The sequence below is a fragment of the Caulobacter sp. GSs2 genome, assembly GCF_058680895.1.
The window spans coordinates 1,919,759-1,946,389 of the sequence record NZ_CM178725.1; the positions used below are offsets into that span (position 1 = coordinate 1,919,759).

The window sequence follows — 26,631 nt, forward strand, 5'->3', positions numbered from 1 at the left end:
TCCTAGTCCTTATCCATCCATCATCCGGCCGAGCACGCGGGCGGTATAGTCCACCAGCGGGATCACCCGGGCATAGTTGAGGCGCGTAGGCCCGATCACCCCGATCGCGCCCAGCAGCTTGCGTTGGCCCGTCATATAGGGCGCCGCGATCACGGAGGAACCCGAAAGCGAAAAGAGTCGTGTTTCAGCCCCGATGAAAATGCGCACGCCCTGCGCTTCGCGCACGTCATCGAGCAGGCCGATCAGCTGGCCCTTCTGCTCCAGATCGTCAAACAGCATGCGCACGCGCTCCAGATCCTCGCGCGCGCCGGGTTCGCCCAGCAGGTTGGCCTGGCCGCGGACGATCAGGGCCCGGGCGTCGCCTTCGCCGCCGCCCCAGGCCGCCAGACCGTCCTCGACCAGCCGCGCCGCCGTCTCGTCCAGCTGCCGGCGGGCGGTCTCCAGCTCGGCCCGGACCTCGTCCATGGCTTCGCTGAGCGTGCGGCCGCGCAGGCGGCTGTTGAGGAAGTTGGAGGCCTCCTGAAAGGCTGACGGCGTCATGCCGGCCGCGCGCTTCATCAGCCGGTTCTCGACCGTGCCGTCCTCGAAAACCATGACCGCCAGGGCCTGATCGCCGCCCAGGGCCACGAACTCGACATGCTTGACGCCGCCCTCGCGGACGGGCGTCACCACGATGCTGGCCCCGCCGGCCAGGCCCGACAGGATCGAGCCGGCTTCGGCCAGGGCTTCCTCGAACGAGCGCCCGCGCGAGAAAAGCCGCGCCTCGATGGCCTGGCGCTCCTCCTGGCCGACATCGCCGACCTCCAGAAAGCCGTCGACGAACATCCGCAGGCCCGCATGGGTGGGGATGCGCCCGGCGCTGGTGTGGGGGGCGTCCAGCAGGCCCAGCTGCGCCAGGTCCTGCATGGTGTTGCGGATCGAGGCGGGCGACAGCTGCAGGCCGCCGCGCGAAATCGTGCGCGAACCCACCGGCTCGCCTGTCTCCAGATACGACTCGACCACGCGCTTGAAGATGTCGCGAGCCCGGGCGTCCAACTCGGTCAAGCCAGGCGTGCGACCAAACAATTGCGTCATGGCGGGAAGCCGAAGACCTCGCTAAGCGACAAATACGTCGGGCGCTCTTTCAAGTTCCCGTCACAGATAGGATAAGCGGCCCCTTCTAGCATTCAAAGCCCCGGAGTTAGCCATGCGTCCTTCAAGCCGCGCCCCCGACCAATTGCGCGCCATCACGCTGGAGACCGGGGTCAACCGTTATGCCGAGGGCTCGTGCCTGATCGGCTTTGGCCACACCAAGGTGCTGGTCACCGCCAGTGTCGAGGAAAGCATCCCCGGCTGGATGCGCGGCAAGGGCCAGGGCTGGGTGACGGCCGAGTACGGCATGCTGCCCCGCGCCACCCACACCCGCGGCCGCCGCGAAGCCGCCGCCGGCAAGCAGACCGGCCGCACCCAGGAAATCCAGCGCCTGATCGGCCGCAGCCTGCGGGCCGTGGTCGACCTCAAGGCCCTGGGCGAGCGCCAGATCACCCTGGACTGCGACGTCGTCCAGGCCGACGGCGGCACCCGCACCGCCGCCATCACCGGCGCCTGGGTCGCCCTGCGCCTGGCCACGCAGTACCTGCTGGATGAAGGCGTGCTGAAGAACGACCCGATCACCGGCCAGGTCGCCGCCGTCTCGTGCGGCGTGTTCGCCAACACCCCGGTGCTGGACCTCGACTATGAGGAAGACTCCAACGCCGAGGCCGACAGCAATTTCGTGCTGACCGAAGGCGGCGACATCGTCGAAATCCAGGCCACCGGCGAAAAGCGCGGTTTCACCCGCGGCGAGTTCGAGGCCCTGTACGGCCTGGCCGAAAAGGGCATCGGCGAGCTGTTCGCCTTCCAGAAGGCGGCTATCGGGAAATAGGCGCCCGGGGCCGGAAACGGGTCCGCGACGCCTCGCCCTCTTGCCCGAGGCGTCGACGCGCCCCAGATTCGATCTCCGAAAGGAGATCGACGTGCCCGCACCCTTCCCGCCTCCCTTCAGGGGCCATGAAGTCGAAGCCCGGCTGCGGCCCTCGGCCGAGGCCTATCCGTTCGACCTGGACACCGTGCTGGACTCCGTCGTCGCCCTTGAGGCGCGCGTGCCGGCCGACGCCTATACGGCGACGATCCTGGGGACCGAGCGCATCGGCAACGGTGTGGTGATCAGTCCCACCGGGCTGGTCCTGACCATGGCCTATCTGATCACCGAGGCGCGGGAGGTGATCCTGACGCTGAATGACGGCCGCCGGGTCTCGGCCCATGTGCTGGGCATCGACGCCCGCAGCGGGCTGGGCCTGGTCCAGGCCCTGCAGCCGCTGGACCTGCCGCCGATCCGCATCGGCTCGTCGAAGGACCTGACGGCCGGCACAGCGGTCATCGCCGCCGGGGCTGGTGGGCGCGACCACGCGGCGGCGGCCCAGATCGTCACCCGCATGCCGTTCGCCGGTTACTGGGAGTATCGGCTGGACGACGCCATCATGGCCGCGCCCGCCCATCCGCACTGGAGCGGCGCAGCCCTGATCGGCCCCAAGGGCGACCTGGTGGGCCTGGGATCGCTGAGCCTGGAGACCCGGGGCCGCGACGGCTCGTCAAATCCGATCACCCTGTTCGTGCCCGCCGAACTGCTGCCGCCGATCCTCGACGATCTGGCGCGCGGCAAGTCGCCCCATCCGCCGCGCCCCTGGCTGGGCGTCTTCGCCCAGGAGATCGAAGACCACGTCGTGGTGGTCGGCATCTCGCCCAAGGGCCCCGCCGCCCGCGCCGAACTGCGACCCGGCGACATCATCTTGGCCGTCGACGGCCAGGGGGTTTCCGACCTGACCGAATTCTACACCGCCCTGTGGAACCAGGGTCCGGCCGGGGCGACCATCCCCCTGCGCGTGCTGCGCGAGGGCGACAGTTTCGAGGTCGAGATCCGCTCGATGGACCGCACCACCCTGCTGAAAAAGCCGCGCTACAACTGAAATCTGCCCGCGCGGCAGGCGCGGCGAAGCGTCTCACCCAACCTTCAGCACAAGCATCTGCTCGTTAACCTTGTCGTGGCATAAGCTCATCCCATGCGAGCAACCGCCCGACAAACCACCACCGCCGCCGACCAGCGCGCCCATGCGCGCCGGCCGACCTCGCGGAAGGTCTATCTGGTCAGCGGCCGCGACACGCTGCGCTGCGCCCTGATCGACGTGGCCGAGGGCGGCGCGCGGATCCGGCTGCTGGGCGCCATCCTTCCGGACGGCGATCTCTATCTGGTCGACACCCGCGTGCGACGCATCCACCTGGCCCGGTCGGTGTGGCAGTCAGAGCGCGAGGCGGGCCTTCAGTTCGTCGAGAGCGACACCCTGGACCGTCCCGGCGGCGGCGTCGAAGGCGCGGCCGAGGCGGCCCTGCTGTTTGCTAGGCGTCGCGCCCGCCAGGCGGCGGCTCTGGAAGCCGAGCTCTAGAGCAAAGGTCGCCATGATTGCATCATGTCGTTTGCTCTAGATTCTTGTTTTGACGCGTTATTTCGGCGGCGAACCGGTATCCACTTCGCCGAATAACGCTCTAGCCTCCAGCGCCTCGACCAGTCGCGGCGCCAGCCATTCGGCCATCTCCGCCTGTCCCTCGGCGTCGGCCAGCAGGTCCTGACGAACCTCCAGTTCCAGATAGTCCAGGCCGCGCGCATCGGCGTGCAGCGGGATGGTGTTGTCCGTTTCGTCCATCGCATAGGGCGCGTTGTCGCCGACCGCCTCGCCCAGATCCTGCCGCAGCCGGGCCAGCACCGCCGACGAGAACGGCGAGTCGTGACGGTGCAGCACGCCCAGCCGCCAGGGCCGATCCTGGCCCTGCATCGCCGGCGTGAAGCTGTGCAGGGCGATCAGCACGGTCTGGCGTCCGGCCCGCGCCGCGAGAGCGGCGGCGATCGCCTGCTGGTAAGGGTCGTAGATCTCGGCCATCCGGGCCGCGACGGCCAGCGGCGAAAGGTCCCGATTGCCGGGGATCGGCTCGCCGTCGCTGACCGCCGGCATCGCGCCGTCAGCCCCGGGCCGGCGATTGCAGTCGACGACCAGCCGCGAATAGACCTGCGCGATGAAGGTGGCGTCCAGCAGGGCCGAGAGCCGCGCTCCAAGGCCCGCAATGCCGATATCCCAGGCGATATGGCGGTCCAGGGCGGCGTCGCTGACCCCCAGCCGGTTCAGGCGCCTCGGGATTTCCCGCCCCGCATGGTCCCCCAGAAGCAGAAAGGCCGACGGGGCGCCCGCATTGAGCACAATGACCGGGTCCGGATCACCTGCGACAAGAAGGTGGGTCGACCCCAGGTCCGAATCCCGGCCAGTAATGTGCAATGCCTGTGCTTTCGGTCCGCCATCTGACGCGCTACCGGTATCGCAATCCCGTGGCGTTTGGCGACCATCGCATGATGCTGCGCCCGCGCGAAGGTTGCGATCAGCGACTGCTGTCGTCGACCCTGCTGATCGCGCCGACCCCCATCCAGCTGCGTTACGTCCAGGATGTGCTGGGCAACTGGATCGGCGTCGCCCGCTTTCACGGCCGCGCCAGCGAGCTGAGCTTTGAGAGCCAGTTCACCCTCGACCACACGCCCCTGCCCGCCTTTGGCGACGTGCCTGGCCATGTCGATGTCTATGAAGCCGGCCGGCCCTTTGCCTATTCCAGCGACGACCTGCCGGATCTGGTCCAGTCGATCGCGCCCCAGCATGAGGACCCCGACGGCGTCCTGGCCCGCTGGGCCCTGCGGTTCGTCAAGCCGTCGGGAGCCACCTGCCTGCAGCACCTGCTGGCCGAGATGACCCAGGCGATCTATGCCGACTTTCGATACGGCAAGCGCTTCGAACGCGGCGTGCAGATGCCGCTGACCACCCTGGAGAGCGGGGGCGGCACGTGCCGCGACTTCGCGGTGCTGATGATCGAGGCCGTCCGCAGCCTGGGTCTGGCCGCCCAGTTCGTGTCCGGCTACATCCACAGCCCCTCGCGCAAGCAGATCGCCGTCGAGCGGACCGGAGGCGGCCACACCCACGCCTGGCTGCGGGTCTATCTGCCGTCATGCGGCTGGGTGGAGTTCGACCCGACCAACGGCATCGTCGGCAATACCGATCTGATCCGCGTCGCCGTGGTGCGCGATCCGCGCCTGGCGCCGCCCGTTCACGGAACCTGGGCGGGCTTTCCCACCGACTATCTGGGCATGGACGTCGAGGTCGATGTGTCCAGCATCGAGGACCATCTGGCCCCCTCGCTCGTCACGGCCTTCGGCTGACGCATCCTTCGGCCGCTCTGCGCGTTTCGGTCAAAACCCTTCCCGATTTCCGGCCTCGCCCGCTCGGCGCCCGGCTCCGCGTGAGACGACCCCGATGCTGATCCGCTATGGCTACGAGATCACGGTCTACTGCCAGCGGCCGACGGCGATGGTCACCCTGCTGGGCCTGCGCGACGGCCGCGAGGCCGATGTGCGGATGGCGGAATCGTTCTTCACGACGCCGGCCATCGAGACCTCGACCTATCGCGACCTGTTCGACAATCCCTGCCGGCGCTTCGTGGCCCCGGCCGGCGTCCTGACCCTGTGGAGCGACAGCGTCATCGAGGATAGCGGCGCCGTCGATCCCCGGGCCCCGGACGCCCGGCTGCACCCTGTCGCCGACCTGCCCGACGACTGCCTGGGCTATCTGATGGGCAGCCGCTATTGCGAGACCGACCGCCTCAGCCAGATCGCCTGGGACCGCTTTGGCCACATCCAGCAAGGCTGGGCGCGGGTCCAGGCCGTCTGCGACTTCGTGCACGGCCACATCACCTTCGACTACAAGACCGCCTGCTCCACCCGCACCGCCCATGAGGTCTATGAGGGCCGCATCGGCGTGTGCCGCGACTACGCCCACCTGGCCGTGGCCCTATGCCGCTGCCTGAACATCCCGGCCCGCTATGTGAACGGCTTTCTGGGCGACATCGGCGTGCCGCGCGTCGATCCGATGGATTTCAGCGCCTGGATGGAGGTCTATCTGGGCGACCGATGGTGGGCCTTCGATCCCCGCAACAACATCCCGCGCATCGGCCGCATCGTGGTGGCCCACGGCCGCGACGCCGCCGATGTGGCGATGCTGACCTCGTTTGGGCCCCACCAGCTGAACGGATTCCGGGTCTGGGCCTATGAAACCGAGGCTGACGCCCTGCCCGTGCCCGTGATCGACACCACCGGCGAGGCGGGCCGCGCCGTGCGGGCCCGCTCACCGCTGTAGAGGAAGGTGATGGGTCGTTGACCCGTCTTTGAATCCGCTCTCCCCGGCGAAGGCCGGGGCCCAGATTCAACCTGAGCATCTGGGGATGACGCGACTTGCGACTGTGCCAGCACAACTGCGTCTGGGGGTTCGATCTGGGCCCCGGCTTTCGCCGGGGAGAGCGGTGTTTTGGGCCGCCGTTCAGTCTTCGCTGTCGGGCGGGCCGGATTCGAAGGTCAGCAGGTCGCCGGGCTGGCAGTCCAGCTCGCGGCACAGGGCGTCGAGGGTCGAGAACCGCACCGCCCGCGCCTTGCCGGTCTTCAGGATCGACAGGTTGGCGATGGTGACGCCGACGCGGTCGGACAGTTCGGTCAGCGACATGCGGCGGTCGAGCAACACGCGATCGAGGTTCACGCGGACGGGCATGGGATGAAATCTCCGCGGATCAGATGGTGAGTTCGGCTTCGCGGCGAAGGCGGGCGCCCTCGCGGAAGACCTCGGCCAGGACAAAGACGACCATCACGGAAAACCACGCGGTCAGGGTGAAGCTGTCGTCGATCACCTTGGTCTTGGGGGCCAGCCAGCGGGCCAGACCGGAAAACACGTAGCGACCGACCTCAAGGCTGGCCAGGATCAGGCCAATGACGCGAAGGCGCAGGACATTGTCGGGATGAAAGGGGTCGCCGGCGGTCAGGGTGGCGAAGATCCGGCGCAACCGCTCGACGATCACCATCCAGCCGCCCAGCAGCAGGGCCCAGGCGGCCAGGGCGCCGGCGAACAGCGGCCCGTCGCGGCTGACGGCCTCGACCGCGTCGCTGATCGGCAGGATCTGGGCCAGCAGCTCCGGATTGAAGCTGAACAGCAGCGCCACCAGGGTGAACAGCGACAGCAGGCTGACGAAGATCCACAGGCCGACATAGATGACGTCGAGGATGATCTTCAGAAAGCTCGATACCGAGCCAGGCCCCAAGGCGCGCATTGGCTGTTTCCCTCGCCCTCCCCAGGGCAGTCTGTTGTGGCCCGCGTCGCGGCGGGCTTCCAAAGCCCCTAGAGCGTCTGCACCACGAAGGCGATCGCCGAGACCGGAACGCCCACGATCAGGGCGGCGGTGATCAGGGTCATCATGACCTTGTCGGCGATGCGGAACAGTCGGGCGGCGGGCATTTTGGGCGGATCCATGAGGTGGCTGGACGCCGGCCAGGGTCGGCGACGTCCATGTTTCTTGGATAGGCCCCGATTTGGGTTACAACAATGCTGAATATCGATAAACGATATTAAACTTTAGCAATGATGGTCGATGGGCATCAGGCCAGTTGCACGGAAGTCACAACCATCGACGGACGCCGGCTTGCGGCCTCGAACCAGACGGCCAGATTGGGTCGACCCTCGCGCCAGTCGATCACCTGGCGGGCGTCGAAATAGGCCAGCTGGGCCGCGACGGCGATCTGGGCGATCGCCCATCGATCATCGGTAAAGCCCTCGGTCTCCAGCAGGTCCAGCCCGGCGATGATGGCGGCAAGCTGACGCGCGATCAGCTCGGGCCGCTGGTCATCGGCCGGCCGCATCCGCTCGCGCACCACGGCGACGGCGGCCGAGCCCATGCCGTCGGCCAAGGCCTGCAGGGTCAGGGCGCGACGGCGCTCGATACCCCCGGCCGGGATCAGGCCCGCGCCGCCCTCGGCGTCGAGGTGGTCGCAGATCACCGAGGAATCGAACAGGATCTCGCCGTCGCCCAGGATCAGGGTCGGCACCTGGCTCAGCGGATTGTTGGCGCGCAGGCTCTCGTCGGTGAACGGGGCGACGGTCTCCAGCACGATGGCGTCGGTGAAGCCGTTTTCGTGCGCCACGATGCGAACCTTGCGCGCAAACGGCGACAAGGCGGAGTAAAGGAGCCGCATTGGTATTTTCCTCAAGGAGCCGATCATGGCGCTGAGACTGGAGCCTGGACTTAGGCTCGTAGTGGCCACGCACAACCCCGGCAAGGTCCCAGAGATCTCCGCCCTGCTGGACGGGCGATTTGAACTGGTTTCCGCCGGGGGCCTGAGCCTGCCCGAGCCGGACGAAACCGAGGCCAGCTTCGTCGGCAACGCCCTGCTGAAGGCCCGTCACGCCGCCGACCTGTCGGGCATGATCGCCATCGCCGACGACTCGGGTCTGTCGGTGACCGCTCTGGACGGCTCGCCGGGCATCTATTCGGCCCGCTGGGCCGGACCGGGCAAGGACTTCGCCCTCGCCATGGCCAAGGTCGAGGAGCGGCTGGACGAAAGCGGCTCGGACGATCGCAGCGCCTGGTTCACCTCGGCCCTGGCCGTGGCCTGGCCGCACGGTCCGTCGGTAGTGGTGCAGGGCGAGGTCCACGGAACCCTGGCCTTCCCGCCGCGCGGGACCCGGGGCTTCGGCTATGACCCGATCTTCGTGCCAGAGGGCCATGACCTGACCTTCGGCGAGATGGAACCGGCGGCGAAAGACGCCATGAGCCACCGCGCCCGGGCGTTCGAAAAGCTGAAGGCCGCGCTGTTTGACTAAGCCTCACCTCGGGTGTCATCCCGGACAAGCGCGCAGCGCGCAGATCCGGGACCGACGCCAGAGCGCCGCGTTCCAAGTCGGTCCCGGATCTTCGCCCCGGCTGCGCCGGTGCTCGTCCGGGATGACAACCCTGGTGGAAAGCGAAACGGCATGACCGCTCTCCCGGCGCTCGGCGTCTACATCCACTGGCCCTACTGCGCGCGCATCTGCCCCTATTGCGACTTCAACGTCGTGCGCGACCGGGGGCGGACTGACGAGCAGGCGCAGCTGGCCGACGCCATTGTCGCCGACCTTGAAGCCCAGCGCGCCCTGACCGGGCCGCGCCGCCTGCTGTCGATCTTCTTCGGCGGCGGCACGCCCTCCTTGATGGACCCGGCCCAGGTGGCGCGGGTGATCGAGACGGCCCGGCGCCTGTGGTCGCCCGTCGACGATCTGGAAATCAGCCTGGAAGCCAACCCCACCGACGCCGAGGCCGGCCACTTTCCCGCCCTGGCGGCGGCCGGCGTGGCGCGCCTGTCGCTGGGCGTCCAGTCCCTGCACGACGAGGCCCTGGCCCTGCTGGGCCGCAATCACGACGCCGGCGCCGCGCGGCGGGCCATCGCCGTGGCCGCCGCCACTTTTCCGCGCCTGTCGGTCGACCTGATCTATGCCCGCCCCGGCCAGACCGTCGAAGACTGGCGCGCCGAGCTGGAAGACGTACTGGCCATGGGCCCCGAGCACGTCTCGCCCTACCAACTGACCATCGAGACCGGCACCGCCTTTGACCGCGCGGTGGGACGCGGCGCGCTGGTGGTCCCCGATGAGGACCGGGCCCACGACCTGTTCGAGGCAACACAGCAGGTGCTGGAGGCCCATGGCTTCGACGCCTATGAGGTGTCCAACCACGCCCGGGGCGAGGCGGCGCGATCGCGGCACAATCTGGTCTACTGGCGCGGCCACGACTATGTCGGCGTCGGACCCGGGGCCCATGGCCGACTGAACCTCGAGGATGGCCGCGTCGCCACCACCGCCCACCGCAAGATCGCCGACTATATCGCCGCCGTACGCGACACCGGGGTCGGCTTCGAGCGCGAGACCCTCTCGCCCACCGAGGCCGCCGAGGAGCGATTGCTGCTGGGCCTGCGCATCGACGACGGCGTGGCCTTTGACGAGATGGCGACCCTGGGCCTGTCGGCCGACGCCGCCAAGGTGCGCCATCACGTCGAACTGGGCCTGCTGGTCGACGATCCCCACCGCCTGCGCGCCACCCGCGCTGGGCGTCTGGTGCTGGACCGGCTGACAGGCGCGCTCGCGACCTGATAGGACTGGCCCCCGAACCAGCATCGCGCCCCGGCGCGGCCAGAATCGCGCCCCGGCGCGGAAGGATCCCCCGCGTGAGCCGCCATCCCGACCCGCCCGCCCTGTCCGACGCGCCCCTGGCGCCGGGCCTCTATCTGGTGGCGACGCCGATCGGCAATCTGCGCGACATCACCCTGCGGGCGCTGGATGTGCTCAACGCCTGCGACGTGCTGCTGGCCGAGGACACCCGCGTCTCGGGCAAGCTGCTGGCCGCCTACCAAATCTCCAAACGGCTCGAGCGTTATGACGAGCACGTCGCCGACCGGGTGACGCCCAAGATCCTCGAGCGTCTGGCGGCCGGGGAGCGCGTGGCCATGGTCTCGGACGCCGGCACGCCGATGATCTCCGATCCCGGCTTTCGCCTGGCCCGGGAAGCCATAGCGGCCGGCCATCAGGTGTTCCCGATCCCGGGCGCCTCGGCGGCCCTGGCGGCCCTGACCCTGGCCGGCCTGCCCACCGACCGCTTCCTGTTCGCCGGCTTCCCGCCGCCCAAGAGCGCGGCCCGCAAGACCTTCTTCGAGGAACTGGCGCCCGTGCGGGCTACCCTGATCTTCTATGAAGGCGCTTCGCGGGTGGCCGACAGCCTGGCCGACATGGCCGCCGTCTTTGGCCCGCGCGACGCCGCCGTGGCCCGCGAGCTGACCAAGCTGTACGAGACCTGCATTCGCGGCCCGCTGGACGTGCTGGCCGACGATCCGCGCTTTGAAAGTCCCAAGGGCGAGATCGTCATCCTCGTGGGTCCCGGCTCGGAGGCGCCGATCCAGGCCGGCGACGCCGAGAGCGCCCTGCGCGAGGCCATGGCCCGCCTGCCGCTGGGCGAGGCGGCTTCGGAAGTGGCCAAGGCCCTGGGCCTGCCGCGCCGCGACCTCTACCGCCAGGCCTTGGCCCTTAAGGACGCTGCTCAGGATCCCGAGGGATGACCGCGGCCCGTCAGGCGCGGGGCGCCAAGGCGCGCCTGAGCGGCCGACGCGCCGAGGTGCTGGCCGCCGCCTGGCTGATGCTGAAGGGCTATCGGATCCTGGGCTTTCGCCTGCCCACCCCGCTGGGCGAGATCGACCTTCTGGCCCAGCGCGGCGCCGTGCTGGCGGTGATCGAGGTCAAGCAACGCGCCAGCCTGGACGACGCCCTCGACGCCGTGACCTTCGACCAGCGCGCCCGCCTCAGACGCGCCGCCGCCCATATCGTCCAGCATCGCACCGCCCTGCGGAACACAACGCTGCGTCTGGACCTTATCGCCCTGGCCCCGGGCCGCTGGCCGCGTCACCTGCGCGACGCCTGGATGGAAGGGCAATGACCCGCGAAGAGGCCGAGGCGATCCTGACCCGGATCGGCACAGGCCCCGACCACGGCTTTCCGCTGTTCGAGGCCGCCCTGGCCTGCGCCGTGCACGACGACCCCGACCGCGACACCGCCCCGGTGATCGCTCTGGCCCAGGAGGCCGGCGAACGCCTGACCGAGCGCCTCAAGACCGAGTCGCCCGAAGAGGCCGTCGCCGAGGCCCTGTCCGGCGACCTGCGCCTGACCGGCGACCTGATCCGCTACGACCATCCCGACAATGCCGACGTGATCGCCATCGCCCAGCGCCGCAAGGGCCTGCCGGTGGCCCTGGGCGTCTTCTATCTGCACGCCGCGCGGCAGGCCGGCCTCGCCCTGCACGGCGTCGATTTCCCCGGCCACTTCCTGCTGCGCATCGAGACCGACGAGGGGCCGCTGGCGCTCGATCCGTTCGGCGAGGGCCGGGTGGTGCTGCCCTCGGAGCTGTCGCGACGCGCCCTGCGCACCGGCCTGATGCCCGACGTGGCCGCTCGGCTGGAACTGCTGATGGCCCCGGTCCCGGACCGCGCCGTATTGATCCGCCTACAGAACAACATCTTCGCCCGCGCCCAGCAGGCCCGCGACTGGCCGCGCGCCGAACGCTCGGCCCTGCGCCGCGCCCTGCTCAATCCGGCCGACCACCGGCCCTGGCTGGACGTGGCCGCCGCCCGCGAAGGCCAGGGGGCCTTGGCGGGGGCGCTGCAGGCCCTGACCCGCGCCCAGATCCTCGACGGCGGCGCGGCCATCGCCGCCCGCGCGGCGCGCGAGCGGGTGCGTTTGCGGCTGAACTAGGCGGGGACGCTCAGCCTTCATCATCGCTTGCCGCCCGGAAGCCGACGGTACGGAGGGCCGCTATGGGTGGTGAGCGGACCTTGGCAAAGACCCCGTTGGCCAGGAGGGACACCTAGAACCAACCGGCTTCCTTCAAGATCGGAGCGTAGGTGCGACTCACCGGCGCCATTAGGCCACTGCGAAGACGCATCTCACCCGCGCCACGGCGCCAGCGCACGCTCTCCACCGCGTCCGCCGCAACCCACCACGAGCGGTGAACACGCCAGCCATGGGCTTGCGCCAACTCATCCAGAGCATCGGCGAACCGAAGGGTGATCAGCTCCGCGCCAGAGTCCATGTGAACCCTCAGATAGTGGTCATGCGCTTCGATCGCGAGCAGCCGGGCTCCGCGACGTTTCGCCGAAAGTCGTCGCCTGAAGACGGCCTCGGCCTCGGGCAGCGGCGCGGCGATGACAGTTCTGGTCTCGACCCGCGCGGGCGATCGCCGCCAGGCCAGGGTTCGCACCAACATCAACGGCAGCATGATGGGCCACACCTGCCAGAGTAGTCCCAGGTAGCTTGGCCAGTTGAGCGCCTGGTTCAGGAGAAGGTTCTGGGCCGCCAGCACCAGAAGCGTCACCGGCGGCGTCATCAGCACCGAAACGACCGCCACCCGTCGCCAGGTCGCGGCCATGCGCCGGCTCAACCCTTCGTCCGCCACGACCCCGATCACCCCTCCGCCCACCACGCAGATCATCCAGTAGAGATAGCGCTCCACCTTGGGCAGCCGATCGGTATCGAACGGTCCCAGGAATCCCATCAGCAATCCGATGGCGACCAGGATGGCTAGGTCGATTCCCCATCGTCGCGCGGTCGTCGCCGCGCTCTGTGCGCTCGCCTTGCCGTCCATGTCGTCCCGTTCGCGCAACTTTGGCGCCGTTCGCGAAGCCAGGCCTAGCGAGCCGCCGCCCGTCCCGCAACGACCTTCGGCCGAACGGCCCGCGAGGACCTCCACACGCCGTGTGGAGGGACAACCGCCATGGCTCGGAGGCCATCCCGTCGGGGGTGGTCTCATCGTTGATCTGAAGGACCGATATGCTCACCCTGGCCGCCAATCTCGCCGTCGCCGCGCTGATCGCCGCGACACCGCCCACAGGTCTGGACAAGACCATCACAACCCGGTTGGACCCGAGCCTGCGCTGCCGGCTCGGCGCCTACGCCTTCCCGGACGGGCGGTTCCTCTCCATCACCGGCAGCGACGGAGATCCCCGTAACCTGCGGTACGGACGCTCCGAAGGCGGTCTGGGCAAGCTCGTCGAACAGGTGGACGGCGCCTATGCCACATCGACCTCGCCTAGGCTGACCCTGCGCTTCGAGCCATGCGAGTCGGGGCGGGTGCATATGGAGACCGGGTCCGGCATGCAGCTTGGCCGCCGTGCGCCGCTGGTCGTACGTGAAACGACTTTCCACAGCGCAGGCATCGCGCTGCACGGCAAGCTCGTGCTGCCGCCCGGCGGCGAGGCGAGGACAAAGGCCATCGCTGTCTGGATCGGCGGGTCCAACAACGATCCCGACACCGACGATGTAAGCTGGCAGTTCGAGCTGGCCCGGCGCGGCGTCGGATTCTTCGTCTATGACAAGCGAGGGACCGGCGCCTCGGGGGGCGACCTCACGGCCGACTTCCATGTTCGCGCCGCCGATGCCGCCGCCGCCGTCCAGGAAGCCCGGCGTCTGGCGCCACACGTCCAAAAATTCGGCGTTATCGGCGCCAGCCAGGGCGGTTGGGTCGCGCCCCTCGTGGCGACGTTGACGCCTCTGGACTTCGTCGTTCCCGCCTTCGCCATGGCCGAAGGCCCGCCCGCGCAAGACCGGGCGGTCGTGGAGAGTCAGTTGCGCCGGGCCGGCTTTGGCGACGCGGCCCTGAGCCAGGCAAGAGAGGTCACCGCAGCCACGGAACAGGTGGTCAGGTCGAACTTCTCGCAGGGGTTCGAAGCCCTGGACGCGCTAAAATCGAAATATCGCGAAGAGCCCTGGCTCGCCGCAATCCAGCCCCGCTCCTATACCGGCGTCCTGCTGCGCATGCCGACCGCCGAGGTTCGGCAGTTTGGGCCAACGCTGTCGCAGGGCCTGACCTTCAACTATGAGCCGCGCCCGATCATCGAGACGATCAAATCGCGCCAGCTCTGGCTCCTGGGCGGCCAGGATCCGCAGACGCCCAGCGCGGGCACGATCCAGGTGCTGCGAGACATCCAGCGCAGCCGGGCCGACCTGGACCTGATCGTCTTCCCGCGGGCCGATCACGGACTGCTCGAGAAATTCCAGGGGCCGACGGGTGAGACGGCGGCCTATCCTCCCGGTCTGTTCGACCTGCTGGCCAGTTGGATTCTCACCGGCAGCCCGGCGCCGCTCGACGCGCAGGCTGTGATCCAGAGGGGCGCCGACCGCTGAACTTAACTCGATCTCGCAGAGCCCGACCAGGGTCGCCAGCGGTCAAAGGCACAGGCGCCCGATCCGGCCCATCCTCGCGAGCGCAGCTCGAAACACCTAGCTAATGAAAGTCCCGGCTCCTCTGCAGCCGCCCCGACACCCTGTGCCGCACGCGCGGGGCCGGCGCGGCGGGGTCTTCCTTCAGGCGACCCAGCTCCGCCGACAGGTCGGTGAAGCGCTCGGCGACCACGTGGATCACGCCTTCGGCCGATTGCACCTTGCCGTGCACGACCAGGAATGAGGCGGTCATCACCGTGTTGCGGTCGGCTTCGAAGCGGTCCTTCCAGACCACCACGTTGGCGACGCCGGTTTCGTCCTCCATCGTGACGAACACCACGCCCTTGGCGGTGCCGGGCCGCTGGCGGATCAGCACGATGCCGGCCACCGCCACGCGCTTGCCGTCCTTGATCTGCGGCAGACGGTCGGCGGGGATCACGCCCATCTTGTCGAGCATCGGTCGGTAGAAGGCGCAGGGATGGGCCTTCAGCGACAGGCTGGTGGTGCGATAGTCCTCGGCCACCGCCTGGGGCAGGGCCATGACCGGCAGGCTCACCGCCGCCTCGAACAGCGGCAGCCCCGCCAGCAAAGGCGCCTGGACCGGCGCCTTGCTCTCGCCCTTCACGCCCTTGACCGCCCACAGGGCCTCGCGCCGGCTCAGGCCCGTTGAGGCAAAGGCGTCGGCCTCGGCCAGCAGCTCCAGGGCCCGTTGCGGCACGCCATATTGCGCGAAGTCGGCCGGGGTTCGCGCGCCCTCGTCGCGCGCCATGGCCAGCAGTTTAGCCTCGGTCTCGCGCACGCCCTTGACCTGGCGCAGACCCAGACGGACGGCTTTCCAGAACGGGCGGGTGTCGGGGTTGAAGAGCTTGTTCGCAGAAACCCTGTCATCCCGGACGAGCGCGGAGCGCGAAGATCCGGGACCGCCGGAAGCGCGGCGCTCTGGATCGGTCCCGGATCTTCGCTTCGCTTCGTCCGGGATGACATTGGAGGTTGGCGCAGCCTTCGGGATGTCTTCCAGCGTACAGTCCCAGTCGCTGCTCATCACATCGGGCGGCAAAACCGCGACGCCGTGCTCGCGGGCGTCGCGCACCAGCTGGGCCGGCTGGTAGAAGCCCATCGGCTGGGAGTTGATCAGCACCGCGCAGAACACATCCGGCCAGGCCCATTTCATCCAGGCCGAGACATAAACGAGCTTGGCGAAACTGGCCGCGTGGCTCTCGGGAAAGCCATAGTGGCCAAAGCCCTCGATCTGCTTGAAGCAGCGCTCGGCGAAGTCGCGCTGATAGCCGCGACCGGCCATGCCCTCGACGAACTTGTCGCGATACTCGGCCGGGGTGCCCAGGTTCTTGAAGGTGGCCATGGCCTTGCGCAGGCCGTCGGCCTCGTCAGGTGTGAACTTGGCCGCCTCGATGGCCAGACTCATGGCCTGCTCCTGAAACAGCGGCACGCCGAAGGTCTTGCCCAGGATACCCCGCAGTTCGTCGGCCGGGCCGTGTTCGGGCGACGGGGCCGGCCATTCCACCGGGTCCTGACCGTTTCGACGCCGCAGATAGGGATGGACCATGTCGCCCTGGATCGGGCCGGGCCGGACGATCGCCACCTCGATCACCAGGTCATAGAATTCCGCCGGTTTCAGCCGGGGCAGCATCGACATCTGGGCCCGGCTCTCGACCTGGAACACCCCGACGGAATCGGCCTTGGACAGCATGTCATAGACGCCCTTCACCTCGCGGGGGACGTCGGCCAGATCATGGATATGCAGGCCGTGCTCGGCGCGCAGCAGGCCAAAGCCGCGCTGGATGGCGGTCAGCATGCCCAGGGCCAGGATGTCGACCTTCATCAGGCCCAGGCTGTCGATATCGTCCTTGTCCCACTCGATGAAGGTGCGGTCCTTCATCGCCGCGTTGCCGATCGGCACGGTCTCGTCCAGCCGCCGCTTGGTCAGCACGAAGCCGCCGACATGCTGTGACAGGTGGCGGGGAAACCCCAGCAGCTCGCTGGCCAGGCTGACGGCGCGGGCGATCTCGGGCGCGTCGGGATCAAGGCCCGCCTTGCGGATATGCTCTTCCGGCAGGCCCGACCCCCAGCTGCCCCAGACCGTGGCGGCCAGCAGGGAGGTGACATCCTCGGTCAGGCCCAGGGCCTTGCCCACGTCGCGGATGGCGCTGCGCGGCCGGTAGTGGATCACCGTGCCGCAGATGGCGGCATAGTCGCGGCCATAGCGGCGATAGACATATTGCATCACCTCCTCGCGCCGCTCGTGCTCGAAATCGACGTCGATATCGGGCGGCTCGCCGCGGTTTTCCGAGATGAAGCGGGTGAACAGCAGACGGTGCTCGGTCGGGTCGATCGAGGTGACGCCCAGGCAGAAACAGACCGAGGAATTGGCCGCCGATCCCCGCCCCTGGCACAGGATCCCCATCGCCCGCGCCTCCTGCACGATGTCGTGCACGGTGAGGAAATAGTTGGGGTAGTTCATCTTGCCGATCAGCCGCAGCTCCTCGTTCAGCTGCGCGACCACCTTCTCCGGAACCCCGCCCGGATAGCGCCAGGCCGCGCCGGCGAAGGTCAGGTCGGTCAGGTGCTGCATGGCGGTCTTGCCCGGCGGCACGGGCTCGTCGGGATATTCCTCCTTCAGCTGGCCCAGGTCGAAGCCGATGCGCGAGACGATCTCCAGCGTGCGCTCGACGGCGCGCGGCCAGCGCTCGAACAGGCGGGCCATTTCCTGCGGCGTCTTCAGGTGGCGCTCGGCATTGGCCTCCAGCAAGAAGCCCGCCTCGTGGATGGTGCAGTGCTCGCGCACGCAGGTCATGACGTCCTGCAGCGGCCGGCGCTCAGGGCCGTGATAGAGCACGTCATTGGTGGCCACCATCGGCGCCCCGGCCGCGCGGGCCAGCTCGTCCAGCCGCGCCAGGCGCTGCAGGTCGCGGGCGGCATAGGCCCGGCTGGCGGCCAGCCAGACCCGGCCGCGCAGGTCGCCGGCCATGCGGTCCAGGTCGGTGGTGAAGGCCTCGTCCAGCTTGGCCGGCGGCACGATCAGGGCCAGCTGGCCCTCGGCATGCTGCAGGAAATCCTCCCAGTGCAGCTCGCATTCGCCCTTGCCGGCCCGGCGCTGGCCGACCGTCAGCAGGCGGGTCAGGCGGGCGAAGGCCTCGCGGTCGGACGGGTAGCACAACAGGCTGGGCGTCCCGTCGGCGAAGTCCAGCCGACAGCCGGTCAGGGCGCGGACCTGCAGGTCCTTGGCCGCCGTCCAGGCCCGCACCACGCCGGCCAGGGTGTTGCGATCGGCGATCCCGACAGCGGCCAGACCCAGGCCCTGGGCGGTGGGCATCAGCTCACGGGCGTGGGAGGCCCCGCGCAGGAACGAGAAGTTGCTGGTGGTTTGCAGTTCGGCATAGGCGGGGGTCATGCCCTTGCCCCCTCCGGGCCTGACGGCCCTCCTCCCCCGGAGGGGGAAGATGAGATCATCCGCCCCCTCCGGGGGCGGACGACCGCGCAAGCGGTCCGGTGGGGGCAAGTGCTCAGGCTATCCAAACAGGCCATGGATCCACCACTTCGGGTCCTCGCCCGTCCCGAACAGCCCCTGGCGAAAGATCCAGAACCGGCCGCCCGCCTCGTCCTCGACCCGGTAATAGTCGCGGATCCTGCCCGGTCCGGTGTCGTCGAAATCGCCGCGCCACCATTCCTGGCCGATGCGCTCGGGGCCCTCGGCCCGGCGCACGCGGTGCGCGCGGCCGCGCCACTGGAACTGGACCGGCGGATCGTCGGGCAGCTTGGCCATCGCCGTGATCGGCTCGGGCCGCTTGAACAGCCGCACCGGCCGGGGTCGCTCGGGGTCCCAGGTCTGGCCGGAGGGCGCGGCCAGCGGCGCGCGGCGGATCACCGAGCGTTCGGGCACGTGGCTCTCATACGGATCGGCCCGCCAGACGCGGTCCTCGCCCAGGCGGTTGATCAGCCGGTCGACCAGCGGGGCGAGCGTTTCGTCGAGGCCCGTCCCGGCCTCGGCGTCCAGCCGCGCCTGGACGGCGCTCAGCGGTTCGACGTCGCCGGCGAACACCGTGACCACCTCTATGCCGAAGCCGGGGTCGATGACGTCCAGCTTGGGGACCATCAGCCGGGTCAGGCGCGCGGCGTCGCGGCCAGGCCGCGCCAGCCCGGCCCGCACCGGCATGGCCTTGCCGTCCAGGCGGTGAAAGACCACCTCGAACCGCCGCGCGCCCTGGCCCTCGGCCTCCAGCCGCTTGCAAATCAGGGCGGTGACATCGCCGACCACCCGGGCCAGATCGTCGGGCGCGCTGATCGGCTCGGCGAAGGCCAGGCGGTCGAACCACGGACTGGCCGGCCGGCGATAGACCAGGGCCTCGCCCGCCGCGCCCAGGGCCTGGTCCAGGCGCAGGGTCAGGTTCATGCCGAACCGCTTGGCCAACTGGGCGCGGGGCAGGCCCAGCAGTTGCTCAATCCGGAACAGGCCCAGACGCGGCAGTTGGGCGGTGGCGGCTTCATCCAGCCGCAGGGCCGCCACGGGCAGGTCGGCGAGGCGAGCGCGTTGACCGTCGGGCGGCGCGATCTCGCCGGTCTCGCCAAATCGGGCAAGCGCCCAGGCCGCGCCCGGCGTGTCAGCGATCGCCGCCCGGGCCGGCACGCCCCAGCGCGCCAGTCGCGTCAGCAGGTCGGCCATCATCGCCGCCTCGCCGCCCCACAGGTGGTCGGTCCCGGTGATGTCGAGGAACAGGCCGTCATCGCCGTCGATGGCCACGGCCGGCGAGAACCGCACGCACCAGTCGCACAGGGCTTCCAGCGCGGCGCGGTCGGCCTCGGGATCGTGGTCGGCGGTGACCAGGTCGGGCGCCAGGGCCATGGCGTCGGCGGCCTTCTGGCCGGGGCGCAGGCCCAGGGCCATGGCGGCCTCGTCGATGGCGGCCAGGCGGCGGGTTCCGGAGTCGGAGATCAGCAGGGCGAAGGGGGGCGGGGCTAACGACTTGCCCCCTCCGGATGCTGCGCATCCTCCTCCCCCGGAGGGGGAAGACGAGATCATCTTCCCCCTCCGGGGGAGGAGCGCGCCAGCGCGGAGGGGGCCAGTGGCGATACCCTCAACCGGCTTTACGCCAGGATTCCGCCGCCGCCAGGTCGTGATCGGCCAGTTGGGACACCAGACGGAAAGGATGCGGGCCATGCTCGGCCTCCGAAGACTCCAAAACCCATGCGCCGGACCGTCCGCCCCGGCAGCGCTCAAGTTCGACCCGCCAGCGCGGCGGGCCCAAGCCAGGAACATCCGGCGGCGGCTGGCTGGGCGCGCCGGCGATGCGCCAGCGGCTGAACGACGACGAACCCGACACCGTCCGCGCCCGGCCGGCGGGACCGCCATAGGGCCGGCGGTGCAGCAGCACGCCGAAACTGCCGCGCTTCTCGCAGGCCAGCTGCAGCCGGCGGCCGGCCTTCAGCTCCGGGGCCTGGGCCTCGCCGATGGCGGCGGCGACGCCGACCGTCGAGAGGGCGTCCTCCAGCACCGACAGCACCTCGGCCTCGTCGCGGGCCTTGACCTGGATCAGCCGCCCGGTGGGAACGTCCAGCCCCGCCAGGCCCGGCGCGAACAGATCGCTGCGCCGCATCACCCAGACCACCGCCCCGGTCTTGAACAGAGGCCGGGTCAGCAGGGCGGCGAAGGCGGCGGGGGCGGCGGAGGTCTCGTCCTCCAGCCCCGCCCCCATCACCTCATGCCAGCATCCCGAAGGCAGGCCGCCGGCCGGAAAACAACCGTCGATCGCCGCATCGCCAAAGCTCAGGATCGGACTCGGAGTCCGGGCGCCTGCTTGCAGAGCAGCAATCTGGCCCTTCAATGCCGTTAGGCGCGCGTCGCGCGGGCCGGCCATAATCCCAATCCTTTGTTCCCATTTTGTTCTGATCTTATGGGCTTGGAGAGTCAAGCCGGGGCGGCCATGGTGCGTCAAACGGCCGTATGAAGCCCCTCCAGGAAACACCATGTCCTTCCAGCGCGTGCTGATCGCCAATCGCGGCGAAATCGTCCTCCGCATCGCCCGCGCCGCCGCCGAGCTTGGCATCCAGAGCGTGGCGGTGTTCGCGAGTGACGACGCCGCCAGCCCGCACGTTTCCGCCGCCGATCAGGCCGTCGCCTTGCCCGGCTCCGGGGCGCGCGCCTATCTCGACATCGAGGCCATCATCGCCGCCGCCAAGGGCGCGGGCTGCGACGCCCTGCATCCCGGCTATGGCTTCCTGTCGGAAAACGCTGGCCTGGCCCGCGCCTGTGCGGCGGCGGGGATCACCTTCATCGGCCCGGCGCCCGAGTATCTGGAAACCTTCGGCGACAAGGCCGCCGCCCGGGCCCTGGCCGCAAAGCTGAACGTGCCCCTGATCCCCGGAACCGGCGCCCTGGACCTGCCCGCCGCCGAAGACTTCCTGACCCGGCACGGCGCGATCATGCTCAAGGCCCGGGCCGGCGGCGGCGGACGCGGCATGCGGCTGGTGCTGGATCCCGGCGAGCTGGACGCCGCCTTCGCCGCCTGCGCCCGCGAGGCCAAGGCCGCGTTCGGCGATGATGGCCTCTATGCCGAAAAACTGATCGAAAGCGCGCGCCATATCGAGGTGCAGATCGTCGGCGACGGGGCCGTGGTGCTGGCCGTGGGCGACCGCGACTGCTCCCTGCAGCGCCGCAACCAGAAGCTGGTCGAGATCGCCCCGGCCCCCAACCTGCCGGCCGCCACCCGCGCGGCCATGGCCAGCGCGGCCGAGGCCCTGTGCGCCGGCTATCGCGGTCTGGCGACCGTGGAATATCTGCTGGATACCGCCACCGGCGACTTCGCCTTCATCGAGACCAATCCCCGCCTGCAGGTCGAACACACCGTCACCGAGGAGGTCACGGGCCTGGATCTGGTGCGCCTGCAGTTCGAACTGGCGGCGGGCAAGACCCTGGCCGAGCTGGACCTGACCACCGCCCCGCCCGCCGTCGGCGCGGCGATCCAGGCGCGGATCAACGCCGAAACCCTGACCGCCGACGGTCAGGTCAAGCCCTCGTCCGGAACCCTGACCGCCTATGCCCCGCCCGGCGGCCTGGGCGTGCGGGTGGACGGCGCGGGCGCGGTGGGCCTTGTGGTCGGCGGCGCCTATGACAGCCTGCTGGCCAAGGTGATCACCCGGGGTCGCACCCCGGCCGAAGCCGCCGCCCGTCTGGACCGGGCCCTGGCCGAGTTCACGATCACCGGCGTCGCCACCACCGCCCCGCTGATCCGGGCGATCCTGGCGCAGTCGGACTGGAAGGACGGCACCGCGACCACCCGCTTCATCGACGACCACGCCGCCGAGCTGGTCGCCGGGCTTCCCCTGCCGCCAGAGCACGCCCACGCCCAGTTCGAGACCCTGGACGGCGCGATCGCCGTCGCCGCGCCCCTGGCCGCCACGGTCGGGGCGATCGAGGCTGTCGAAGGCGATCTCGTGCGTCCCGGCCAGGCCCTGGCGGTGCTGGAGGCCATGAAGATGGAGCACCTCGTCCACGCCACTGCCGGCGGACGGGTGCTGAAGATCGCCGCAGCCCCGGGCCAGACCGTGGCCGAAGGCCAGCCGCTGCTGTTCCTGGAACCGGTCGAGATGGACGCCGCCGTCGCCGCCGACGCCGCGCCCGAGGATCTGGACGCGATCCGTCCTGACCTGGCCGAGGTGATCGCCCGCCACCGCTTCACCCTCGACGAAGCCCGTCCCGCGGCCGTCGCCCGGCGTCGCAAGACCGGCCATCGCACGGCGCGGGAGAACATCGAGGATCTGGTCGATCCCGGCAGTTTCCTCGAATATGGCGCCCTGGCCATCGCCGCCCAGAAGCGCCGGCGTACGACCGAGGACCTGATCGCCAACACCCCGGCCGATGGGCTGATCACCGGGATCGGAACCGTGAACGGCGCGCTCTTCGCCCCCGACAAGGCCCGCGTCGCGGCCCTGGCCTATGACTTCACCGTGCTGGCCGGCACGCAGGGCGCGATGAACCACCGCAAGACCGACCGGCTGATGGCGCTGATCGCCGACCAGAAGCTGCCGGTGGTCTGGTTCGCCGAGGGCGGCGGCGGACGGCCGGGCGACACCGACACCACCAGCGTGGCCGGGCTGGACGTGCCGACCTTCCGCAGCTTCGCCCAGCTGTCGGGCATCGTGCCCAAGATCGCCATCGTCGCCGGCCGCTGCTTTGCCGGCAACGCCGCCATCGCGGGGCTGTCGGAAATCATCATCGCCACCCGCGACTCCAATCTGGGCATGGGCGGTCCGGCCATGATCGAGGGCGGCGGGCTGGGCGTGTTCAAGCCCGAGCAGATCGGCCCCTCGGCCCATCAGTGGACCAATGGCGTCATCGACATCCTGGCCGACGACGAGGCCCACGCCACCCGGCTGGCCAAGCAGGCCCTGTCCTATTTCCAGGGGACGCTGACCGACTGGACCGCCCCCGACCAGCGGCGACTGCGCCAGGCGATCCCGGAAAACCGGCTGCGCGTCTATGATGTCCGCACACTGATTACCGGTCTCGTCGACGAAGGCTCGTTCCTGGAACTGCGCGGCGGCTTCGCGGCGGGCATGGTCACCGGCCTGATCCGCATCGAGGGCCGCCCCATGGGCCTGATCGCCAATGATCCGCGCCATCTGGGCGGGGCGATCGACTGCGACGGGGCCGACAAGGCCGCGCGCTTCCTGCAGCTGTGTGACGCCTTCGCCCTGCCGGTGCTGAGCCTCTGCGACACCCCCGGCTTCATGGTCGGGCCAGACAGCGAGGACGCCGCCGCCGTGCGTCGGGTCAGCCGCCAGTTCATCGCCGGCGCCAAGCTGCGCTCACCCCTGTTCACCGTGGTCACCCGCAAGGGCTATGGCCTGGGCGCGCAGGCCATGGCCGGCGGCAGCTTCCACAGCCCCGCCTTCATCGCCGCCTGGCCCACGGGCGAGTTCGGCGGCATGGGCCTGGAGGGCGCCGTCAAGCTGGGCTACCGCAAGGAGCTGGAGGCCCTGAGCGATCCGGCCGAGCAGAAGGCCCTCTACGACCAGCTGGTGGCCCGGCTCTATGCGGCCGGCAAGGCCACCAGCATGGCGGCGGCCCTGGAGATCGACGCGGTCATCGACCCGGCCGACACCCGGCGCTGGATCGTGGGCGGTCTGGACGCCGCGAGCGGGTCGGCCAGGCCGTGGGCGGTGCGGGTGGACAGCTGGTAGGGTCGCCTTGCGCCCCGCCTGCACAGGACGCGGAAACCCAACTCGCCCCTCGCAATCCCGCCGTCGTCGCCTTAACTAGGCAGTCGCAGCGCCGGACGTCGCACGTCCTGGCGCCAAGTTGATCCGGAGTCGTCCATGTCGTTGAGAGTCGCCGTCCAGATGGACCCCGTGCACGGGATCAATATCGACACCGACACCACCTTCCAGATGGCGATGGAGGCCCAGAGCCGCGGCCACCGGCTGTGGTTCTACACGCCCGACAAGCTGTCGATGGAGGACGGCCGGGTGTTCGCCCGCGCCCAGTCGATGGTGCTGACCGCCACCCACGGGGCGCACGCGACCCTGGGCGAGATCGTGCTGCTCGACATGAAGGACGACGTCGATGTGGTGCTGATGCGCCAGGATCCGCCGTTCGACATGGCCTATATCACCGCCACCCACTTCCTCGAGAAGGTCCACCCCCACACCCTGGTGGTCAACAATCCGGCCGAGGTGCGCAACGCGCCCGAGAAGCTGTTCGTCACCGACTTCCCTGGCGTGCAGCCGCCGACCCTGATCACCAGCGACCATGAGGCGATCTACGACTTCCGCGCCCGGCATGGCGATATCGTGCTCAAGCCCCTTTACGGCGGTGGCGGCTCGGGCGTGGCGCGGCTGCTGGCCGACGACCCCAATCTCGACGCCCTGCTGGAACTGCACGCCATGATCGGCCGCGAGCAGGTGATCGCCCAGAAGTTCGTGCCGGCCGTCAGCAAGGGCGACAAGCGCGTTCTGCTGGTCGACGGCGAGCCGGTGGGCGCGATCAACCGCGTGCCGGCCGCAGGGCAAGTGCGCTCCAACCTCCGCGTCGGCGGCCGGGCCGAGGCGGTCGAGCTGACCGCCCGCGACCTGGAGCTCTGCGCCATCATCGCCCCGGAGCTGAAGCGGCGCGGCCTGCTGTTCGTGGGCATCGACGTGATCGGCGAATACCTCACCGAGATCAACGTCACCTCGCCGACCGGAGCCCAGCAACTGAAGCGGTTTGGCGGGGCCGACGCCTCGGCGGTGCTGTGGGATCGCATCGAGGCGATCCGCGCCGGCCAAGCCTGACCCGGGATGACGTGACGGTCCTAGGGCGCTGATTTCCCGAAACGTTCGTTTTTCGTTCTTGCTACACCCTTCACCTCATGGTTCGTGTGTGGATAACTCCAACCGATCCATGAGGCGGGCATGGCCGCGAAGGTCGTCACGGTGGCGTTCGAGGGCGTCGAAGCGCGCCGCGTCGATGTCGAGGTGCAGCTGACCAGCGGCCAGCAGATCTTCGTCATCGTGGGCCTGGCCGACAAGGCCGTGGCCGAGAGCCGCGAGCGGGTGCGCGGGGCTTTCGCCGGCCTGGGGCTGTCGCTGCCGGGCAAGCGCATCGTCGCCAATCTAGCCCCGGCCGACATGCCCAAGGAGGGCACCCATTTCGATCTGCCGATCGCCCTGGCGGTGATGGCGGCGATCGGGGTCATTCCGGTGGACGCTCTGGATGACTGGGCGGCCATGGGTGAGCTGTCGCTGGATGGCCGCATCGTCCCCGCCGCCGGCGCCCTGCCCGCGGCCATGGCGGCCGGGGCCATGGGCCTGGGTTTGATCTGCCCCGAGGCCAGCGGCCCCGAAGCAGCCTGGGCCGGCGGCACCCGCATCCTGGCCCCGCGCTCGCTGGTGTCGCTGATCAACCACTTCCGGGGCAGTCAGGTGCTGAGCGCGCCCGCGCCCGGCCCGGTGATCGAGGGCGAACGCGCCAAGGACCTGCGCGACGTGAAAGGTCAGGAGCACGCCAAGCGCGCCCTGGAGATCGCCGCCGCCGGCGGTCACAACCTGCTTTTTGTCGGGCCGCCAGGCTCAGGCAAGTCGATGCTGGCCCAGCGCCTGCCGGGCCTGCTGCCGCCCCTGACCTCGGCCGAGCTGTTGCAGACCTCGATGGTCCATTCGGTGGCCGGGCTGATTGCCAGAGGGGCCCTGACCCGCGCCCGGCCCTTCAGATCGCCGCATCACTCAGCCAGCATGGCGGCCCTGACCGGCGGCGGCCACAAGGCCAAGCCGGGCGAGGTGTCGCTGGCCCACAACGGCGTGCTGTTCCTCGACGAGCTGCCGGAATTCGGGGTGCAGGCGCTGGACAGCCTGCGCGGCCCGCTGGAGACCGGCGAGGTGATGGTGGCCCGCGCCAACGCCCATGTGCGCTATCCGGCCAAGGTCCAGCTGGTGGCGGCCATGAACCCCTGCCGCTGCGGCCATGGCGGCGCGGGGCGCGGCTATTGCGGCAAGGCCCCGCGTTGCCAGCGCGACTATCAGGGCCGGGTGTCGGGACCCTTGATGGACCGTATCGACCTGTCGGTCGACATGCCCGCCGTCACCGCCGCCGACCTGGCCCTGCCACCGCCCAGCGAAGGCTCGGCCGAATTCGCCGCCCGGGTGGCGCGAGCCCGCCAACGGCAGATCGACCGGGCTGAGGCCTATGACAGCCCCGAGAGCCTGAACGGCCGCGCCGAGGGCGCCTTTCTGGACAAGATCGTCGCCATCGACGAAGCCGGCCGCAACCTGCTGGCCCGCGCCGCCGAGGCCGGCCAGATCAGCGCCCGAGGCTGGACCCGCGTGCTGCGCCTCTCGCGCACCATCGCCGACCTGGAAGGCGCCGACGGCGTGCGCCGGGTGCATGTCGCCGAGGCCCTGGCCCACCGCCGCTCGGCCGCGCCGGGGGAGGAACAGGGCGGGTTCGCCTCGGGCGCGTCGACGTTTTGAGGGGCGGATGGGGTGACACGGC

General features: G+C 69.8%; 24 protein-coding genes. 14 read left to right on the forward strand and 10 right to left on the reverse strand.

Features of this window, described 5'->3' with window-relative positions:
* Positions 1–9: 9 nt before the first annotated feature.
* A complete protein-coding gene (hrcA, locus tag ACW17Z_RS09400) occupies positions 10–1,074 on the reverse strand; it encodes a heat-inducible transcriptional repressor HrcA (RefSeq protein WP_419319669.1) in 1,065 nt (354 codons plus the stop codon).
* Positions 1,075–1,186: 112 nt separating this feature from the next.
* Here hrcA and rph point away from each other — a divergent pair, with 112 nt between their 5' ends.
* The 3 genes from rph (at position 1,187) to ACW17Z_RS09415 (ending at position 3,458) form a co-directional block, all read left to right on the forward strand.
* Positions 1,187–1,903 carry a ribonuclease PH gene (rph, locus tag ACW17Z_RS09405; protein ID WP_492058446.1) on the forward strand — a complete coding sequence of 239 codons (717 nt, stop codon included), beginning with the start codon at positions 1,187–1,189 and terminating at the stop codon, positions 1,901–1,903.
* Between the two features lie 91 nt (positions 1,904–1,994).
* Positions 1,995–2,984, forward strand: coding sequence for a S1C family serine protease (locus tag ACW17Z_RS09410; protein WP_492058447.1), 990 nt, complete (start codon positions 1,995–1,997; stop codon positions 2,982–2,984).
* A gap of 93 nt (positions 2,985–3,077) precedes the next feature.
* Complete coding sequence (locus ACW17Z_RS09415) at positions 3,078–3,458, forward strand: PilZ domain-containing protein (protein ID WP_492058448.1); 381 nt, start codon at positions 3,078–3,080, stop codon at positions 3,456–3,458.
* A gap of 57 nt (positions 3,459–3,515) precedes the next feature.
* On the opposite strand, the gene ACW17Z_RS09420 is transcribed toward ACW17Z_RS09415, so the two are convergent.
* Positions 3,516–4,265, reverse strand: coding sequence for an N-formylglutamate amidohydrolase (locus tag ACW17Z_RS09420; protein ID WP_492058449.1), 750 nt, complete (start codon positions 4,263–4,265; stop codon positions 3,516–3,518).
* Positions 4,266–4,339: 74 nt separating this feature from the next.
* Here ACW17Z_RS09420 and ACW17Z_RS09425 point away from each other — a divergent pair, with 74 nt between their 5' ends.
* The gene (locus tag ACW17Z_RS09425) at positions 4,340–5,266 is read left to right on the forward strand and encodes a transglutaminase family protein (protein ID WP_492058450.1); all 927 of its coding nucleotides are present in this window, start codon (positions 4,340–4,342) and stop codon (positions 5,264–5,266) included.
* Between the two features lie 94 nt (positions 5,267–5,360).
* The gene (locus ACW17Z_RS09430) at positions 5,361–6,239 is read left to right on the forward strand and encodes a transglutaminase-like domain-containing protein (protein ID WP_492058451.1); all 879 of its coding nucleotides are present in this window, start codon (positions 5,361–5,363) and stop codon (positions 6,237–6,239) included.
* A gap of 180 nt (positions 6,240–6,419) precedes the next feature.
* Here the strand turns inward: ACW17Z_RS09430 and ACW17Z_RS09435 are convergent, their stop codons facing one another.
* The 4 genes from ACW17Z_RS09435 to ACW17Z_RS09450 form a co-directional block, all read right to left on the reverse strand.
* Entirely contained in the window at positions 6,420–6,644 is a 225-nt protein-coding gene (locus ACW17Z_RS09435; protein WP_419319659.1) for a helix-turn-helix domain-containing protein, read from the reverse strand.
* Between the two features lie 19 nt (positions 6,645–6,663).
* The gene (locus ACW17Z_RS09440; protein ID WP_419319658.1) at positions 6,664–7,197 is read right to left on the reverse strand and encodes a DUF2975 domain-containing protein; all 534 of its coding nucleotides are present in this window, start codon (positions 7,195–7,197) and stop codon (positions 6,664–6,666) included.
* A gap of 68 nt (positions 7,198–7,265) precedes the next feature.
* On the reverse strand, positions 7,266–7,382 hold the full coding sequence (locus ACW17Z_RS09445; RefSeq protein WP_492058452.1) for a hypothetical protein: 117 nt from the start codon (positions 7,380–7,382) through the stop codon (positions 7,266–7,268).
* 140 nt (positions 7,383–7,522) lie between these two features.
* Positions 7,523–8,116, reverse strand: coding sequence for a glutathione S-transferase N-terminal domain-containing protein (locus tag ACW17Z_RS09450; RefSeq protein ID WP_492058453.1), 594 nt, complete (start codon positions 8,114–8,116; stop codon positions 7,523–7,525).
* A 25-nt stretch (positions 8,117–8,141) separates the two neighbouring features.
* On the opposite strand from ACW17Z_RS09450, the gene rdgB reads away from it, so the two are divergent.
* From rdgB to ACW17Z_RS09475, 5 genes are all read left to right on the forward strand, one after another.
* Positions 8,142–8,744 carry an RdgB/HAM1 family non-canonical purine NTP pyrophosphatase gene (rdgB, locus tag ACW17Z_RS09455; RefSeq protein WP_492058454.1) on the forward strand — a complete coding sequence of 201 codons (603 nt, stop codon included), beginning with the start codon at positions 8,142–8,144 and terminating at the stop codon, positions 8,742–8,744.
* 150 nt (positions 8,745–8,894) lie between these two features.
* Positions 8,895–10,043, forward strand: coding sequence for a radical SAM family heme chaperone HemW (gene hemW, locus ACW17Z_RS09460; RefSeq protein ID WP_492058455.1), 1,149 nt, complete (start codon positions 8,895–8,897; stop codon positions 10,041–10,043).
* A gap of 74 nt (positions 10,044–10,117) precedes the next feature.
* On the forward strand, positions 10,118–11,002 hold the full coding sequence (gene rsmI / locus ACW17Z_RS09465) for a 16S rRNA (cytidine(1402)-2'-O)-methyltransferase (RefSeq protein WP_492058456.1): 885 nt from the start codon (positions 10,118–10,120) through the stop codon (positions 11,000–11,002).
* Positions 10,999–11,376 (forward strand): YraN family protein, encoded by a 378-nt coding sequence (locus tag ACW17Z_RS09470; protein ID WP_419319651.1) that lies wholly within the window; start codon positions 10,999–11,001, stop codon positions 11,374–11,376. The genes rsmI and ACW17Z_RS09470 overlap by 4 nt, the downstream gene beginning before the upstream one ends.
* A complete protein-coding gene (locus ACW17Z_RS09475; protein ID WP_492058457.1) occupies positions 11,373–12,188 on the forward strand; it encodes a SirB1 family protein in 816 nt (271 codons plus the stop codon). The genes ACW17Z_RS09470 and ACW17Z_RS09475 overlap by 4 nt, the downstream gene beginning before the upstream one ends.
* Positions 12,189–12,300: 112 nt before the next feature.
* Here the strand turns inward: ACW17Z_RS09475 and ACW17Z_RS09480 are convergent, their stop codons facing one another.
* The gene (locus ACW17Z_RS09480; RefSeq protein ID WP_492058458.1) at positions 12,301–13,095 is read right to left on the reverse strand and encodes a LytTR family DNA-binding domain-containing protein; all 795 of its coding nucleotides are present in this window, start codon (positions 13,093–13,095) and stop codon (positions 12,301–12,303) included.
* A 167-nt stretch (positions 13,096–13,262) separates the two neighbouring features.
* On the opposite strand from ACW17Z_RS09480, the gene ACW17Z_RS09485 reads away from it, so the two are divergent.
* Positions 13,263–14,615, forward strand: a complete 1,353-nt coding sequence (locus ACW17Z_RS09485) for an alpha/beta hydrolase family protein (protein WP_492058459.1) — start codon at positions 13,263–13,265, stop codon at positions 14,613–14,615.
* 100 nt (positions 14,616–14,715) lie between these two features.
* Here ACW17Z_RS09485 and ACW17Z_RS09490 read toward each other — a convergent pair whose 3' ends face one another.
* From ACW17Z_RS09490 to ACW17Z_RS09500, 3 genes are all read right to left on the reverse strand, one after another.
* Positions 14,716–18,060 carry an error-prone DNA polymerase gene (locus tag ACW17Z_RS09490; protein ID WP_492058460.1) on the reverse strand — a complete coding sequence of 1,115 codons (3,345 nt, stop codon included), beginning with the start codon at positions 18,058–18,060 and terminating at the stop codon, positions 14,716–14,718.
* Between the two features lie 117 nt (positions 18,061–18,177).
* Positions 18,178–19,545, reverse strand: a complete 1,368-nt coding sequence (locus ACW17Z_RS09495) for a Y-family DNA polymerase (protein WP_492058508.1) — start codon at positions 19,543–19,545, stop codon at positions 18,178–18,180.
* 196 nt (positions 19,546–19,741) lie between these two features.
* Positions 19,742–20,521: an ImuA family protein gene (locus ACW17Z_RS09500; RefSeq protein WP_492058461.1), complete on the reverse strand. Its 780-nt coding sequence runs from the start codon at positions 20,519–20,521 to the stop codon at positions 19,742–19,744.
* Between the two features lie 109 nt (positions 20,522–20,630).
* Between ACW17Z_RS09500 and ACW17Z_RS09505 the strand changes: the two genes are divergently transcribed.
* The 3 genes from ACW17Z_RS09505 (at position 20,631) to ACW17Z_RS09515 (ending at position 26,609) form a co-directional block, all read left to right on the forward strand.
* Positions 20,631–23,846 carry an acetyl-CoA carboxylase family protein gene (locus ACW17Z_RS09505; RefSeq protein ID WP_492058462.1) on the forward strand — a complete coding sequence of 1,072 codons (3,216 nt, stop codon included), beginning with the start codon at positions 20,631–20,633 and terminating at the stop codon, positions 23,844–23,846.
* Between the two features lie 135 nt (positions 23,847–23,981).
* On the forward strand, positions 23,982–24,935 hold the full coding sequence (gene gshB, locus ACW17Z_RS09510) for a glutathione synthase (RefSeq protein WP_419319638.1): 954 nt from the start codon (positions 23,982–23,984) through the stop codon (positions 24,933–24,935).
* A 120-nt stretch (positions 24,936–25,055) separates the two neighbouring features.
* A complete protein-coding gene (locus ACW17Z_RS09515) occupies positions 25,056–26,609 on the forward strand; it encodes a YifB family Mg chelatase-like AAA ATPase (protein ID WP_492058463.1) in 1,554 nt (517 codons plus the stop codon).
* Positions 26,610–26,631: the final 22 nt, after the last annotated feature.